Here is a 14901-nt window from a genome sequence, read left to right as displayed (position 1 = left end):
GCTACCAATAATAACGACGCTAAGCATTTAAGAGGTCCCGACTCGCATGGCGAATTTCTTTATCGATCGCCCGATTTTTGCCTGGGTGCTGGCAATTCTCATCTGCCTGACCGGCACACTGGCGATATTTTCACTTCCCGTTGAGCAATATCCCGAACTGGCGCCGCCTAACGTGCGCATCACGGCAAACTATCCTGGCGCCTCCGCACAGACGCTGGAAAATACCGTCACTCAGGTTATCGAGCAGAACATGACCGGCCTCGATAACCTGATGTATATGTCGTCGCAAAGCAGCGCCACCGGCCAGGCGACCGTGACGCTGAACTTCAAGGCAGGCACCGACCCGGATGAAGCGGTCCAGCAGGTGCAAAACCAGCTGCAATCCGCGCTGCGAAAGCTCCCCCAGGCCGTACAGACGCAGGGCGTGACGGTGCGCAAAACCGGCGATACCAACATTCTGACTATCGCGTTTGTCTCCACCGATGGCAGCATGGATAAACAGGATATCGCCGACTATGTGGCGAGTAATATTCAGGAGCCGCTCAGCCGTATTAACGGCGTCGGGGATATCGACGCTTACGGCTCGCAGTACGCCATGCGCATCTGGCTTGACCCGGACAAGCTCACCAGCTTTCAGCTCACCACGGCGGATGTGGTGGCAGCGATTAAATCGCAGAACAGCCAGATAGCGGTCGGCCAGCTCGGCGGCACGCCGTCTGTGGATAATCAGGCGCTGAACGCCACCATCAACGCGCAGTCGCTGTTACAGACGCCGGAGCAGTTTCGCGCCATTACGCTGCGCGTGAATCAGGACGGTTCGACCGTCACGCTCGGCGACGTGGCAACCGTCGAAATGGGGGCCGAGAAATATGATTATCTGAGCCGCTATAACGGCAAAGCGGCGTCGGGGCTTGGCGTGAAGCTCGCCTCCGGCGCGAACGAGATGGCGACGGCGCAACTGGTGCTGAACCGGCTCGACGAGCTGTCGCACTATTTCCCGCACGGGCTGGAATATAAAGTCGCGTATGAGACCACGTCTTTCGTGAAAGCCTCGATTACCGACGTGGTGAAGACGCTGCTTGAAGCGATCGCGCTGGTGTTTCTGGTGATGTATCTCTTTTTGCAGAATTTCCGCGCCACGCTGATTCCGACCATCGCGGTGCCAGTGGTGCTTCTAGGCACTTTCGCGGTGCTCTACAGCTTCGGCTACAGCATTAATACCCTGACGATGTTCGCGATGGTGCTGGCGATAGGCCTGCTGGTGGATGACGCCATCGTGGTAGTGGAAAACGTCGAGCGCATCATGAGCGACGAAGGGCTGTCGCCGCGCGCCGCCACGCGTAAATCGATGGGCCAGATCCAGGGCGCGCTGGTGGGTATCGCCATGGTGCTCTCGGCGGTGTTTATCCCGATGGCGTTTTTCGGCGGCACCACCGGCGCGATTTACCGCCAGTTCTCCATCACGATTGTCTCGTCGATGGTGCTGTCGGTGCTGGTCGCGATGATCCTCACCCCTGCCCTGTGCGCCACGCTGCTTAAGCCGCTGAAAAAAGGCGAACACCACGGTTCGCGCGGCTTTTTCGGCTGGTTTAACCGCACCTTTGAGCGCAGCGCGCTGCGTTATGAATCCGCCGTAGGAAAAATTTTACAGCGCAGCCTGCGCTGGATTTTGCTCTACGCCCTGCTGCTCGGCGGCATGGTGTTTCTCTTTTTACGCCTGCCCACGTCGTTTCTGCCGCAGGAGGATCGCGGCATGTTTATTACGTCAGTCCAGTTGCCCTCTGGCTCCACCCAGCAGCAGACGCTGAAAGTGGTGCAGCAGGTGGAGCGGTATTTCTTTGAGAAAGAAAAAGCCAACGTCGCCTCGGTGTTCGCGACCGTCGGCTCCGGCCCCGGCGGCAACGGCCAGAACGTGGCGCGCATGTTTGTACGCCTGAATCCGTGGGAGGATCGCGACCCGGACACCGGCAGCGCGGATGCCATCATTGAGCGCGCCACGCAGGCTTTTCGCCATATTAAAGAGGCGCGCGTGTTCGCGAGCAGCCCGCCTGCCATCAGCGGCCTTGGCAGCTCCGCCGGGTTTGATATGGAGCTTCAGGATCACGCCGGGCTTGGGCATGACGCGCTGATGCAGGCGCGCGATCGCCTGCTCGATATGGCAAGCCAGGAGCCTGCGCTGACCCGCGTGCGCCACAACGGCCTGGATGACAGCCCGCAGTTGCAGATAGACATCGACCAGCGCAAAGCCCAGGCGCTCGGCGTTTCCATTGACGATATTAACGACACGCTGCAAACCGCGTGGGGCTCAAGCTATGTGAACGACTTTATGGATCGCGGGCGCGTGAAAAAGGTCTATGTGCAGTCGGCCGCGAAATACCGGATGCTGCCGGAAGATATTACGCGCTGGTATGTGCGCAACCAGGCGGGTGCAATGGTGCCGTTCTCGGCCTTTGCGACGTCGCGCTGGGAAACCGGCTCGCTGCGCCTTGAGCGCTACAACGGCTATTCAGCGCTGGAGATTGTCGGCGAGGCGGCACCGGGCGTCAGTACCGGCACCGCGATGGACGTGATGGAGAAACTGGTGAGCCAGTTGCCGACTGGCTTTGGCCTGGAGTGGACGGCGATGTCGTACCAGGAGCGGCTTTCCGGCTCGCAGGCACCTGCCCTTTACGCGCTCTCGCTGCTGGTCGTGTTCCTGTGCCTCGCCGCGCTGTATGAGAGCTGGACGGTGCCGTTCTCGGTCATGCTGGTGGTGCCGCTCGGCGTAATTGGCGCGCTGCTCGCCACCTGGCTGCGCGGGCTTGAGAACGACGTCTATTTCCAGGTGGGGCTGCTGACGGTCATCGGGCTTTCCGCCAAGAACGCGATATTGATTGTCGAATTCGCCAATGAGATGAACAGCAAAGGCCACGAGCTTATCGCCGCGACGCTCGATGCCTGCCGCCAGCGCCTGCGGCCGATTTTAATGACGTCGCTGGCGTTTATCTTCGGCGTTTTGCCGATGGCGACCAGCAGCGGCGCAGGCTCCGCCAGCCAGCACGCGGTGGGCACCGGCGTGATGGGCGGGATGATCTCCGCAACGCTGCTGGCAGTTTTCTTCGTGCCGCTGTTTTTTGTACTGATCCGCAGACGTTTTCCGCTTAAGCCTGCGCCGGAAGAATAACCCTGAAAAGAAAAAGGCGACCTTAACGGTCGCCTTTTGGTATGTTCAGTGAGTGGAATCACTGCTGTGTGTCTATTAAAGCGATGTGCTCTTGCTTATTGCTGGACTTATTTACGAAGCATCGCTTCAATAAAATCTTTCCAGTTCCCCAGTTCATGTTCAATCATAATGACCTCTCTTATTATTGTTTGCATGGTACAAAAATAATGACGCGGAGTGAAGACAATTTAACCAATCGAATTGATAAGCCTCCCTCATGTATTTGTTATCGGCTTACAGTTCACTATGACGAGGATAAGTTTTCTGTTGTGTGACGGCTGGCAATATTCGGGAATTTTTTACTGAAAAAGAGGCAACCTGGCATGCGCATCATCACAAATCAAAACCATGAAACGCCTGACTGGCAGGCGCTGGCGACGCTGATTGAACGAGCGGGACTCGGCGCGCGCGACCTGCAGGAGGTCGAACGCTGCTACCGCAATAGCACCTTCTGCTGGTACGGATTTCACGAGGGAAAGCTGGTCGCGACCGCGCATGCGATTAGCGATCTGACATGGTCAAGTTACGTCGCCGATATTGTTGTCGATCCCGATTATCAGGGCCGCGGTTTCGGGAATCAATTAATGGACGAGATCCTCGCAACGCTTTTACCTTTTGGTAAAGTTTTTATCTATGCAGTTTTAGATAAGGTCGCTTTTTATAAAAAATATCAATTCCGCGAATTAACCAGCGGAATGGTCTGCGCCACCGATGAAAAATTATTCAAAATGCACGAACAGGGATATATACGCTAACCATAATTGTCAGTGATACGTTATATTAGCAGGCTATTGTTTACCCTATTATCTGTTCGGATAATTTGTTTAACTGGACCGATTTTGGACAAAAGGATTCAATTATGGTCGTGATGTACGGCATTAAAAACTGCGACACCATCAAAAAAGCCCGCCGCTGGCTTGAAAATAATCACGTCGATTATCAATTTCACGACTACCGTACCGACGGCCTTGATGCACAAATGATGCATAAATTTATCGCTGAGCTGGGCTGGGAGGCGCTGCTGAATACTCGCGGTACCACATGGCGTAAACTCGACGAGGCGCAACGCGCGGCAATTACCGACGCCGACAGCGCGGCCGCGCTGATGCTGGAAATGCCGGCAATCATCAAACGACCATTGCTCTGCGCGCCGGGTAAGCCTATGCTGCTTGGTTTCAGTGAATCCACCTACCAGCACTATTTTAACGAGGTCTAGTGTTATGTCTTGCCCGGTTATTGAGCTGACGCAGCAGCTAATTCGTCGCCCTTCTCTGAGCCCCGATGACGCGGGCTGCCAGGCGCTGCTGATTGAGCGGCTGCAGGCCGTAGGGTTTACGGTTGAGCCGATGAACATCGGCGACACGCAGAATTTCTGGGCATGGCGCGGCACCGGCGAGACGCTGGCCTTCGCGGGGCATACCGATGTGGTGCCGGCGGGCGATGTCGAGCGCTGGATCAATCCGCCGTTTGAACCGACCATTCGTGACGGGATGCTGTTTGGCCGCGGCGCGGCGGACATGAAAGGCTCGCTGGCGGCGATGGTGGTGGCGGCGGAGCGTTTTGTCGCGCAGCATCCGCACCATCGCGGGCGTCTGGCGTTTCTGATCACCTCTGATGAAGAGGCGAGCGCCACCAACGGCACCGTGAAAGTGGTCGAAGCGCTGATGGCGCGCGGCGAACGTCTCGATTATTGCCTGGTGGGCGAGCCCTCCAGCAGCGAAGTGGTCGGCGATGTGGTGAAGAATGGCCGTCGCGGCTCGCTCACCTGCAACCTGACCATTCACGGCGTGCAGGGCCACGTGGCGTATCCGCATCTGGCGGATAACCCGGTACATCGCGCCGCGCCGATGCTCAATGAGCTGGTCGGTATCGAGTGGGATCGCGGCAATGAATTTTTCCCGCCGACCAGCATGCAGATCGCCAATATTCAGGCGGGCACCGGCAGCAATAACGTGATTCCGGGCGATCTCCACGTACAGTTTAACTTCCGCTTCAGCACCGAGCTGACCGACGAGATGATTAAACAGCGCGTCGTGGCGCTGCTGGAGAAATATCAGCTGCGCTACACGCTGGACTGGTGGCTCTCCGGCCAGCCGTTCTTAACCGCGCGCGGTAAACTGGTCGATGCGGTGGTGAACGCCGTTCACCACTATAATGAAATTAAACCGCAGCTGCTGACCACCGGCGGCACGTCCGACGGGCGCTTTATCGCCCGCATGGGCGCGCAGGTGGTGGAGCTTGGGCCGGTCAACGCGACGATTCACAAGATCAACGAATGCGTGAAAGCGTCCGACCTGCAGCTGCTGGCCCGTATGTATCAACGCATTATGGAGCAGCTCGTCGCCTGACGCGCGCTCTCAAGACGAGGATAACGTCATGGAATGGCTCGGAAAATATTGGTGGGTGCTGGTGCTGGTGTTTCTGCTCGGCGTCCTGCTGAACGTGATTAAAGATTTAAAACGGGTGGATCATAAAAAATTTATGGATAACCGCCCGGAACTGCCGCCCCACCGCGATTTTAACGATAAGTGGGACGACGAAGACGACTGGCCGAAGAAGAAGTAAGCGCCTGCTTATTCTCTCCAGCCTCTCCGTCAGGCAGCCCGCCTGACGGAGCACCCCGCGTTACATCATCTGAATCACATCGTCATCGCCAGGCTTACCGCCGCTTAACGCCTCATCAAAATAGTGCTTCGGCACGGTATAGCGCAGATGATCGAGCGCTAACTGCATGCTGCGGTTATCGATCGCATGCCCAAGATCTTCAACGATATCGAGCGTGACGTCGCCACCGGCGCGCAGCAGCGCATCCGCCGCCGCCTGAGCGTAGCGGGAATCGATCACTTCATCGTCTTCGCCGTGGATCAGATGCACCGTGGTGGCGGTTGTCGCCGACGTCGGCAACTCAGCAAAGCGTCCGTTAAACGCAATAACGCGAGAAGCCAGACCAGGCGCGGCTTTCACCCCTTCCAGCACCATAATCGCGCCCTGCGAAAAGCCGATTAGCGCCGTGGCGGCCGGGCTAACGCCACTTTCGCGCTGCCAGTGGCGCACAGTGTCGATGAACGTGGGCATAATTTCATCCACCCGCTGCTGGCGGTTGGATTCGGTGACGCCCTGCACGGAAAACCACTCTCTGCCGGGTGCCGGACCGCTCGGCGCAGGCCCGCCGACGCTGACCACCAGCGCATCCGGGAACAGCGGCGCGAAATAGCTGCCTATCTCGCCCATCGCCACCGGGTTATCCCCGACGCCGTGGAACAGCAGCAGCAGTTGTCTGGCAGGCAGTTCAGGGCTCTGAACCACAAAATGATCATGTCTCATGGCACTCTCCTTCATGGGTTACAGCCAGTTTACGCCGGCCTGAACAGATGACCATCGCAATTCATTGATGGACTTAGTGGAAAAATTGCCATTGCATGAGTTGCGCGTTTAAGGTCGCGGCACGCGGCGCATCAAGTGCCTCCAGCGCCAGCGCGGTTTCCTGACGCAGCGCGGCGAGCAGCGCTTTGCGCCCGGAAAGCCCGAGCTTACGGCAGAGCGCATCCACCGGCATTTGCAGCGCCAGCCGCCCGCGCAGCGCCTGCAACGTCTGCGGGCTCGCCTCAAGCAACCGGTAGAGCGGGCCGAGAGAGGTTTCCAGCGGGCGATGCGCGAACGCGAATCCGGCGAGCGCTAACCAGTCATCACTATTAAGGGTAGCCTGGGGGGCGGGCGTTAGCGGCAGCGTTTCATCCACCCAGCGCTGAAGCAGCGTCGCATCGCGCGCCAGCCGCTGGTGTTCTTCACGCACGAGCCGTGCGCCCGCCGCACTCAGCGCCACGAGCGCCATCGCGTTATAACAGCCGCTGCTGGCCTCGCGATGGCTGCCAAAACGCACCAGCGTAAAACCACAGCGCTGCCAGAAGCGCCACAGCGCAGGCGTATAGCCGAAACTCACGGAAAGATAGTCGCAGCCTTCAGGCGCCTGCGCGCGCGCCTGCTCAATCAACTGGCGTCCAATGCCTTCGCGCTGGCGACCCGGATGCACCGCCACACGGCTAATGCGAAGCCCCCTGAGCGTGGCCGCGAGCGGATCGCCGCCGTGCGCCGCCAGCGACTGCGCCACCAGATTGCCGCGCGGACGGCGATAACCGGCCCACACCGCCTGGCTGAGCGCCGCATCAAGACCGCCTTCCGCCACTAACCACAGCGCGCCGACCGTCTCGCCGCCCGCCTCGGCGGCGATAAAAGACTGCCCCGGCGCATCCATCATCCGGCGCAGATCGAGCGGCGACGTGCGATAGTGCGCGCCCGCCAGCAACCGGTACAACGCGGCCGCGCGGTCGGGTCGGGTTTGCCAGTCGTTCTGCGAAACAGAATAAAAGCGAACTTCGCCTGCGGGCGTGCGGGCGAAATCATCATCCTCAAACAGCAGCGCCTGACTGACCAGCCGCTCCAGCGGATCGTCCTGCGCCCAGCGCACCGGCGTACTCAACGTGCGGTAGCGCAGGCCGTCGATGCCCGCGCAGAATTTCAGCAGGAAACCGCGCCCGGTGCCTTCATAGCCCTGCACGGTGCTGGTCAGAAGCGTGGCGGGAAACGCCCGCACCAGTTTTTGCAGCACCGGGCCTGGGAGCGCCGCGGCTTCATCAATAACCAGCCAGTCGCAGGGCGCGAGCGTGCCATCCTCAAGCGCGGCCAGTAGCGCGTCTGGTGCCATGAAGACAAATTTCTCGCCCGCGTGCGCGGCGATAACCTCCGCCGAGGCGCGCGACGGCGCGGTCACCAGCGCCCTGCCCGGCAGCGCGCGAATAAACATGCCAGCCAGCGCCGATTTACCGCGCCCGCGCGCGGCGGTGATTGCCGTCACGCCATCAGTGGTGGTTAATAACTCATCCAATAGCCGCGCCTGTTCCTGTTGCGGCTCACCGCAGGCCGGGTGCCATCGCGGGCGCGGCGCAGACGGGCTTAACGGTAACGGCTGCTCCTGACGCCAGCAGATAACATCAGGATCATCAAGAAAAAGCCGCTGAAGATGATGGATAAAATGCGGGGTGGCGATGGGCTCCCGGCTGTCGCTCCAGCGGCAGGAATCGTTATCCACGCGCGTGGGCCAGGCCTGCCACGGCGGCGTTAGCAGCACCAGCCAGCTGCCCGCTTTCAGCGTGCCTGCGAGCGCGGCAAATGCCGCAGCGTCAAAACCGCTACGGGCATCAAAGACCGCATGCAGGTATTCGCGCCCGAGCAGCGTATTGATAGCGCCCGGCGCGCCGTTGAGCGCCATCTCCGGCGCGGTGCCTACCCACAGCCAGTCGCCGGGTAGAGCATTCGCCAGCTGTCGCGCCTGCTGTGAGCTCCAGGTTTCATCACCGCTTAACACTAACAGGCGGCGGATGCCCGCCGCCGCCATCTGCGCCGTCAGCGTGGCGAGACTGTCATTCACGTCAACCTGCCTGCGTTACAGCGCGTTGCCAAAAGTGTTGCACTGGGCCGGGTCGCCGCTGTCAAAACCGCGTTTAAACCAGCTGTAGCGCTGATCGGACGTACCGTGGGTAAAACTGTCCGGCACCACGCGCCCCTGACTCTGCTGCTGAAGGCGGTCATCGCCAATCGCCTGGGCGGCGTTCAGCGCCTCCTGCAAATCGCCGGTTTCCAGCACGCCCTCTTTCTGCATCGCATTGCCCCAGACGCCCGCAAAACAGTCCGCCTGTAACTCAAGGCGCACCGAGAGGCGGTTCACTTCGGTCTGAGAGGCGTTTTGCTGGAGCTGGCGCACTTTCGGCTCAATGCCGAGCAGCTTCTGCACATGGTGGCCGACTTCGTGCGCGATGACATAGCCCTGCGCGAAATCGCCGCCCGCGCCAAGTTTCTCTTTCATTTCGTCATAGAAAGAGAGATCGATATACACGGTGCTGTCCGCCGGGCAGTAGAATGGGCCCATCACCGACTGGCCGGTGCCGCAGCCGGTGCGGGTGGCACCGCGGTACATCACCAGTTTCGGCTCCTGATAGGTACGGCCCATTTTCTGGAATTGCTGGCCCCAGGTCTCTTCGGTGGTGCCGAGAATCACCGAGGTGAATTTCGCCGCTTCGTCGTCGTTCGGGCTGATGGAGCGCGACGCCTGCTGGCTGACCGGCGCGCCGCCGGTCAGAAGCCCGGTGAGATCGACACCGTAATAACTGGCGACCACCACAACCACCAGCAGTACCAGCCCGCCCTTCCCGGCAGGCAGGCGGAATCCGCGCCCGCCCATCATCGGCGAACTGCTGTTTCTTCTGTCTTCGACGTTGTCGCTTTCGCGACGTCCTTGCCAACGCATACTCTGACCTCATCACTCTCAATTATTATGATAATGATCGTAGGTGGTTCAGGCGCGCTTTACCATAAGAAAACGGGGGAAGGCGCAGGGTATGAGAGCCATACCCTGCGAAAATGCGAAGGAAAAGCTTAGTCGAGATTCACGCCAAGACGGCGCGCGACTTCTTCGTAGGCTTCGATAAGGCCGCCCAGGCTCTGACGGAAACGGTCTTTGTCCATTTTGTCCATGGTTTGTTTATCCCACAGACGCGCACCGTCCGGCGAGAACTCATCGCCCAGCGTCACTTCACCTTTGAAGAGACCAAACTCCAGCTTGAAGTCGACCAGGATCAGGCCCGCGTCGTCAAAGAGCTTTTTCAGCACGTCGCTGGCTTTATAGGTCAGTTCTTTCATGCGCGCGAGGTTTTCCTGGCTCACCCAGCCGAACGTTTCGCAGTAGGATTCGTTAACCATCGGATCGTGCATCGCGTCGTTTTTCAGGAACAGGTCGAACAGCGGCGGATTGAGTTCGATACCCTCTTCAATGCCGAGACGCTTCACCAGCGATCCCGCTGCGCGGTTGCGGATAACGCACTCCACCGGCACCATGTCGAGCTTTTTCACCAGCGCTTCGGTATCGGAAAGCAGCCGTTCCATTTGCGTCGGGATACCCGCTTCAGCCAGTTTGCTCATAATGAAATAGTTAAACTTGTTGTTCACCATTCCCTTACGGTCAAACTGTTCAATGCGGGCGCCGTCGCCTGCTGACGTATCATTGCGGAACTCGAGCACCAACAGATCCGGGTTTTCCGTGCTGTATACGGTTTTCGCTTTGCCACGATACAACTCAGCTTGCTTTTGCATCTTTATTACTCCAGGTGTGGTGACCGCTCGCGCGGCCTGAGGATTTATCACAAAACTTGCTATTTTCTGGCGACGCACACGTTTGCGTCCACCACAGAAAAAAGGGCCGGAGTGATCCGACCCTGCGTATTACTTGCTGAATGCAGCCTGGAAGGCGGCGACCAGCGCATCGTTCTGCGACTGGGTCAGCGTATGGCCTTTCGGGTCGATAAACTGCAGGCTGGTGCGGTTATCGAGATCGCCGACCTGAAGTTTGTAATCGCCGTTAGAGAGGCCCGGATCGCGTGCGCCCAGCGCCTGCCAGTCGCTGTCAGACAGCGCTTTGTAGGTCACGGCGACGCTGCCCGTTGAACGGGTGGAGTCGGTCACTTTCATGCCCACTTTAGCGAGCGTATCCGGCAGGCGGTTCCAGACGGCGTTGAACGGCGCGCGCACCACCAGTACCGGCAGGCCGACATCGTCGGAACCGCTGGTCACGTCGATTTGCGACGCGCTGCGGTTATCGGCGGCGTTCTGACGCGCGGTCTCGTTTTTATCAAGACCGGAGGCGATCGCGTTCAGCATTTCGGCGCTGTAACGCTGCAATGAGGCGGTATCCGCTACCGGTTTGCCATCCTGCTCAAGATTGACGAGCTTCACCACCAGCGCCTGCTGATAGCCCTGCGGCTTCACGCTGACCTGATAGCGACCGCGATACTGCTGGTCTTCATCGGCGCGGTTCCACTGTACCCAGTCGGTGTTGAGCGTCTGAGCGGCGTCGTCGCGTTTTTCTATGGTGTAATTGAGCGACTGCACGACGCTGACCACCTGCGGCCAGAGCGCACCGTTGCGGCCGCTTTCCAGCAGCAGCGTCGCGGTGTCGCCCGTGAACTGCGTACGCGCGCCGCTGACCAGCGCCAGCGGCTGTGTGGGCGGGCGAATATCAAGCTGTTTGCCAACCGGGCCGTTGGTACGCGGGGTCGGGATGTTATAGTCGCCGTTCTGCACCGGCAGGATCATACCGGCCGGCGCGTGCAGTTCTGCCAGCGGAGCCGCGTCCAGATAGGACTCGTCGCCGCTCACCTGACGCTTGTAGCGCGAATCGGAACTACAGGCGGCGAGCAGCATCACCAGCGATACGGTTGCTACTTTCGCCACACGCGACTTCTGTACTGAGTAAGCCATCAAATCTCCCTAAACTTTACAGCAGGCCGGCATGCTTAAGCGCGGAGCCAACAATGTCGCGACCGGCATCGGTAATCGGCGTCATTGGCAGGCGCAGCGTATCGGTCGCCACAAGTCCCAATTCCTTACAGGCCCATTTCACCGGGACAGGATTGGGTTCGACAAATAATTTATGATGCAAAGGCATCAGGCGACGATTGATGATGCGCGCATCGTCAAACTTCCCTTCCGCCGCGAGCCGGCACATATCGGCCATATCGCGCGCGGCGACGTTGGTGGTAACAGAAATCACCCCGTGGCCGCCAAGCTGCATGAAATCCATCGCCGTGGCGTCATCGCCGCTTAACAGCGCGAAATCTTCATTGACCAGCTCTTTGATCAGGTGAACGCGGCTTAAGTTCCCGGTCGCTTCTTTGATACCGACAATATTTTTAATTTTTGACAGACGACCTACCGTCTCCGGCAGCATATCGCAACCGGTACGGGACGGCACATTATAGAGGATCTGCGGCAGGTCGGTATGCTCTGCGATAGCTTTAAAATGCTGGAACAGGCCTTCCTGGGTCGGACGGTTGTAATACGGCGTAACGGTCAGACAGCCTGCGATGCCGCTGTCGTTGAAACGCTGAGTCAGGCTGATGGCCTCGGAAGTGGCGTTCGCGCCCGTGCCTGCGATAACCGGAATGCGGCCGTCGGCAAGTTCCAGCGTCATCATCACCACATCAGCATGCTCGTCATGGCTGAGCGTGGCGGATTCCCCGGTCGTCCCTACCGATACAATCGCCGACGTTCCGTTAGCGACATGGTAATCAATCAGTTTTTTCAGGCTCGCCCGGCAGACATTACCTTTTTCATCCATCGGCGTGATAAGCGCGACAATACTTCCCGTGAACATTGGCCATCCTCTGTGCAAACAAGAGCCTCAATGGTACGTTTGGTGCCGTAATAAAAGCAAGCGGCCAGGGCGCGCTATGCGGTTGTATGGCGGATTTTTTTATGGTTTCCTAAGGAATAATTCATCGTTTCAACAGGAAGCACAGGTTTGACATCCTCATCCCCCCATTATCTGGTGATTACCGCGCTGGGAGCCGACCGCTCGGGTATCGTTAACACTATCACCCGCCATGTCAGCAGTTGCGGCTGCAATATCGAAGATAGCCGTCTGGCGATGCTGGGAGAGGAGTTCACGTTCATCATGCTGCTGTCCGGAAGCTGGAACGCGATTACGCTGATTGAATCCACGCTGCCGCTCAAGGGCGCCGAGCTGGATTTGCTGATTGTGATGAAACGCACCACCGCCCGCCCTCGCCAGGCGATGCCGGCGTCCGTCTGGGTGCAGGTCGAGGTGGAAGACTCGCCGCATTTGATTGAGCGCTTCACCGAACTGTTCCATTCCCACGACATGAATATCGCTGAACTTATCTCGCGCACGCAGCCTGCACAGGAAAATAAGTCCGCACAGCTCTATATTCAGATAACGGCGCACAGTCCGGCTTCACAGGATGCGACGATTATCGAACAGCCTTTCCGTCAACTCTGTACAGAGCTGGGCGCGCAAGGCACTATTAGCGTGGTTAATTATCCACAGCAAGATGAACAGGATGGAGTGTAGTGATGAATCCACTGAAAGCCGGTGATATCGCACCGAAATTTAGCTTGCCCGATCAGGACGGTGAACAAGTAAATTTGACCGACTTCCAGGGACAGCGTGTTCTGGTTTATTTCTATCCCAAAGCCATGACGCCGGGCTGCACCGTCCAGGCATGCGGGCTGCGCGATAATATGGATGACCTGAAAAAAGCGGGTGTGGAAGTGCTGGGCATCAGCACCGATAAACCTGAAAAGCTCTCGCGTTTCGCTGAAAAAGAGCTGCTTAATTTCACGCTGCTCTCGGATGAAGATCATCAGGTGAGCGACCAGTTTGGCGTCTGGGGTGAAAAGTCCTTTATGGGGAAAACCTACGACGGCATTCATCGCATCAGCTTTCTGATCGATGCCGAAGGAAAAATCGAACATGTGTTCAACGATTTCAAAACCAGCAATCACCACGACGTGGTACTGGCCTGGCTGAAAGAACACGCCTGAAGACAGATTGCCGGGAGGCGTAACGCCTGCCCGGCCCGTATGACGTTACTCTTGCGCCGTCGGCGTGGTTTCCGGCCAGGCGTGAACCACCGCTTTAATCAGCGTCGCCAGCGGAATGGCGAAGAAAATCCCCCAGAAGCCCCACAGCCCGCCGAAAATCACCACCGAGAGAATAATTACCAGCGGATGCAGATTGACCGCTTCGGAGAACAGCACCGGCACCAGCACGTTGCCATCCAGCCCCTGAATAATCAGATAGACCGCAAAGCAGCTCCAGAACTCTGTGCCCATGCCGAACTGAAACAGCGCCACGCACACGACCGGGATAGTCACCATAAACGCGCCGATATACGGAATGAGTACTGAGATGCCGACCAGCACCGCCAGTAACAGCGAGTAGTTAAGGCCGAAAATCAGGAAACCTATCCAGGTCGCGACACCCACCACAATCATCTCCAGCACTTTGCCGCGGATGTAATTGGTAATTTGCTGGTTCATCTCCACCCACACCTGCCCTGCGAGACCGCGGTTACGCGGCAGCACGCGCCGCACCGCGTTCAGCAGCTGTTCTTTATCTTTGACTAAAAAGAACACCATCAGCGGCACCAGAATCAGGTAGATAGCAAGCGTCAGCAGGCCCACCAGCGAGGCGAGCGAATATTTCACTACCGAATCACCAAGCGTGATGATGCGGGTGCGCATATTTTCGGCGATGGCGTCGATAATGCCCGCGTCCATCAGCGCCGGAAAACGCTTCGGCAGCGTCGCCGCAAAATCGGAGAGCTTATTGAGCATGCCGGGAATATCGCGGATCAGGTTAATTCCCTGCTGCCAGGCCACCGGCACCACGACAAACGCCATGACCAGCACAATACCGATAAAGAGCACCAGCACCAGCGTTGCGGCAAGGCCACGTGAACAGCCGATGCGTTGCAGCCGCGACGTCGGCCACTCCAGCAGGTAGGCAAGAACGATAGCGACCAGCAGCGGTGCCAGCAAACCATGCAGGAAGAAGAGGATACAAAAACCAGCGACCAGAATCGCCAGCAGCGCTATCGCCTCCGGATCGCTGAAGCGACGACGATACCACTGGGTTAACATTTCAAGCATAAAAACCTTCCCTCACGGGTGACGGCACGGGCGTGAGGGCGAATTGTATCGAAATGTCACAAAAAAGACCGTGATTTTTGTGCCCCCCGCAAGACAACCCGTTGCCGGATGAATATGATTTCCCGACGCATTTGTAAAACGGACTTCCCAGCCGGGCGCGCGGACTGAACAAAGCGATGCCGGGCGGGTCAAAAGAG

Annotated in this window: 15 protein-coding genes; 7 read left to right on the top strand and 8 right to left on the bottom strand. The window is 58.3% G+C overall.

The features are described from left to right. Positions 1 to 46 precede the first annotated feature (46 nt). Entirely contained in the window at positions 47 to 3163 is a 3117-nt protein-coding gene (gene acrD / locus G6041_RS19075) for a multidrug efflux RND transporter permease AcrD (protein WP_084999163.1), read from the top strand. Positions 3164 to 3270: 107 nt separating this feature from the next. Here acrD and ypfM read toward each other — a convergent pair whose 3' ends face one another. Then, a complete protein-coding gene (gene ypfM, locus G6041_RS19070) occupies positions 3271 to 3330 on the bottom strand; it encodes a protein YpfM (RefSeq protein WP_100207200.1) in 60 nt (19 codons plus the stop codon). 195 nt (positions 3331 to 3525) lie between these two features. On the opposite strand from ypfM, the gene G6041_RS19065 reads away from it, so the two are divergent. The 4 genes from G6041_RS19065 (at position 3526) to G6041_RS19050 (ending at position 5767) form a co-directional block, all read left to right on the top strand. Beyond that, positions 3526 to 3957: a GNAT family N-acetyltransferase gene (locus G6041_RS19065; protein ID WP_012124067.1), complete on the top strand. Its 432-nt coding sequence runs from the start codon at positions 3526 to 3528 to the stop codon at positions 3955 to 3957. 104 nt (positions 3958 to 4061) lie between these two features. Next, the gene (locus tag G6041_RS19060) at positions 4062 to 4418 is read left to right on the top strand and encodes an ArsC family reductase (protein WP_004386537.1); all 357 of its coding nucleotides are present in this window, start codon (positions 4062 to 4064) and stop codon (positions 4416 to 4418) included. 4 nt (positions 4419 to 4422) lie between these two features. After that, positions 4423 to 5550 (top strand): succinyl-diaminopimelate desuccinylase, encoded by a 1128-nt coding sequence (gene dapE, locus G6041_RS19055; protein WP_012124066.1) that lies wholly within the window; start codon positions 4423 to 4425, stop codon positions 5548 to 5550. A 28-nt stretch (positions 5551 to 5578) separates the two neighbouring features. Further along, complete coding sequence (locus G6041_RS19050; RefSeq protein WP_007700459.1) at positions 5579 to 5767, top strand: YpfN family protein; 189 nt, start codon at positions 5579 to 5581, stop codon at positions 5765 to 5767. A 60-nt stretch (positions 5768 to 5827) separates the two neighbouring features. Here G6041_RS19050 and ypfH read toward each other — a convergent pair whose 3' ends face one another. The 6 genes from ypfH to dapA all read right to left on the bottom strand — a co-directional run bounded on the left by ypfH (position 5828) and on the right by dapA (position 12404). After that, the gene (gene ypfH / locus G6041_RS19045) at positions 5828 to 6526 is read right to left on the bottom strand and encodes an esterase (RefSeq protein WP_041460415.1); all 699 of its coding nucleotides are present in this window, start codon (positions 6524 to 6526) and stop codon (positions 5828 to 5830) included. Positions 6527 to 6599: 73 nt separating this feature from the next. Beyond that, complete coding sequence (locus G6041_RS19040; protein ID WP_049761343.1) at positions 6600 to 8594, bottom strand: tRNA(Met) cytidine acetyltransferase TmcA; 1995 nt, start codon at positions 8592 to 8594, stop codon at positions 6600 to 6602. A gap of 48 nt (positions 8595 to 8642) precedes the next feature. Next, complete coding sequence (ypfJ, locus tag G6041_RS19035) at positions 8643 to 9503, bottom strand: KPN_02809 family neutral zinc metallopeptidase (RefSeq protein ID WP_007900068.1); 861 nt, start codon at positions 9501 to 9503, stop codon at positions 8643 to 8645. A 128-nt stretch (positions 9504 to 9631) separates the two neighbouring features. Then, a complete protein-coding gene (gene purC / locus G6041_RS19030) occupies positions 9632 to 10345 on the bottom strand; it encodes a phosphoribosylaminoimidazolesuccinocarboxamide synthase (RefSeq protein ID WP_084999333.1) in 714 nt (237 codons plus the stop codon). A gap of 129 nt (positions 10346 to 10474) precedes the next feature. Further along, complete coding sequence (bamC, locus tag G6041_RS19025) at positions 10475 to 11509, bottom strand: outer membrane protein assembly factor BamC (RefSeq protein WP_004387001.1); 1035 nt, start codon at positions 11507 to 11509, stop codon at positions 10475 to 10477. A gap of 16 nt (positions 11510 to 11525) precedes the next feature. Next, complete coding sequence (dapA, locus tag G6041_RS19020) at positions 11526 to 12404, bottom strand: 4-hydroxy-tetrahydrodipicolinate synthase (RefSeq protein ID WP_012124062.1); 879 nt, start codon at positions 12402 to 12404, stop codon at positions 11526 to 11528. A 147-nt stretch (positions 12405 to 12551) separates the two neighbouring features. On the opposite strand from dapA, the gene G6041_RS19015 reads away from it, so the two are divergent. Together G6041_RS19015 and bcp are read left to right on the top strand one after the other, a co-directional pair. Further along, positions 12552 to 13121 (top strand): glycine cleavage system transcriptional repressor, encoded by a 570-nt coding sequence (locus tag G6041_RS19015; RefSeq protein WP_004386999.1) that lies wholly within the window; start codon positions 12552 to 12554, stop codon positions 13119 to 13121. A gap of 2 nt (positions 13122 to 13123) precedes the next feature. Beyond that, positions 13124 to 13594 (top strand): thioredoxin-dependent thiol peroxidase, encoded by a 471-nt coding sequence (gene bcp, locus G6041_RS19010; RefSeq protein WP_004386998.1) that lies wholly within the window; start codon positions 13124 to 13126, stop codon positions 13592 to 13594. Between the two features lie 45 nt (positions 13595 to 13639). On the opposite strand, the gene G6041_RS19005 is transcribed toward bcp, so the two are convergent. After that, positions 13640 to 14704, bottom strand: a complete 1065-nt coding sequence (locus G6041_RS19005; RefSeq protein ID WP_004386997.1) for an AI-2E family transporter — start codon at positions 14702 to 14704, stop codon at positions 13640 to 13642. Between the last annotated feature and the right edge of the window lie 197 nt (positions 14705 to 14901).

Source organism: Cronobacter sp. HA18003 (assembly GCF_011605905.1).
In the GTDB taxonomy this organism is placed as follows: Bacteria; Pseudomonadota; Gammaproteobacteria; order Enterobacterales; family Enterobacteriaceae; genus Cronobacter; species Cronobacter sakazakii.
The sequence above is the reverse complement of the archived record's forward strand: the minus strand, read 5'-3'. Positions and strand labels throughout refer to the sequence as shown.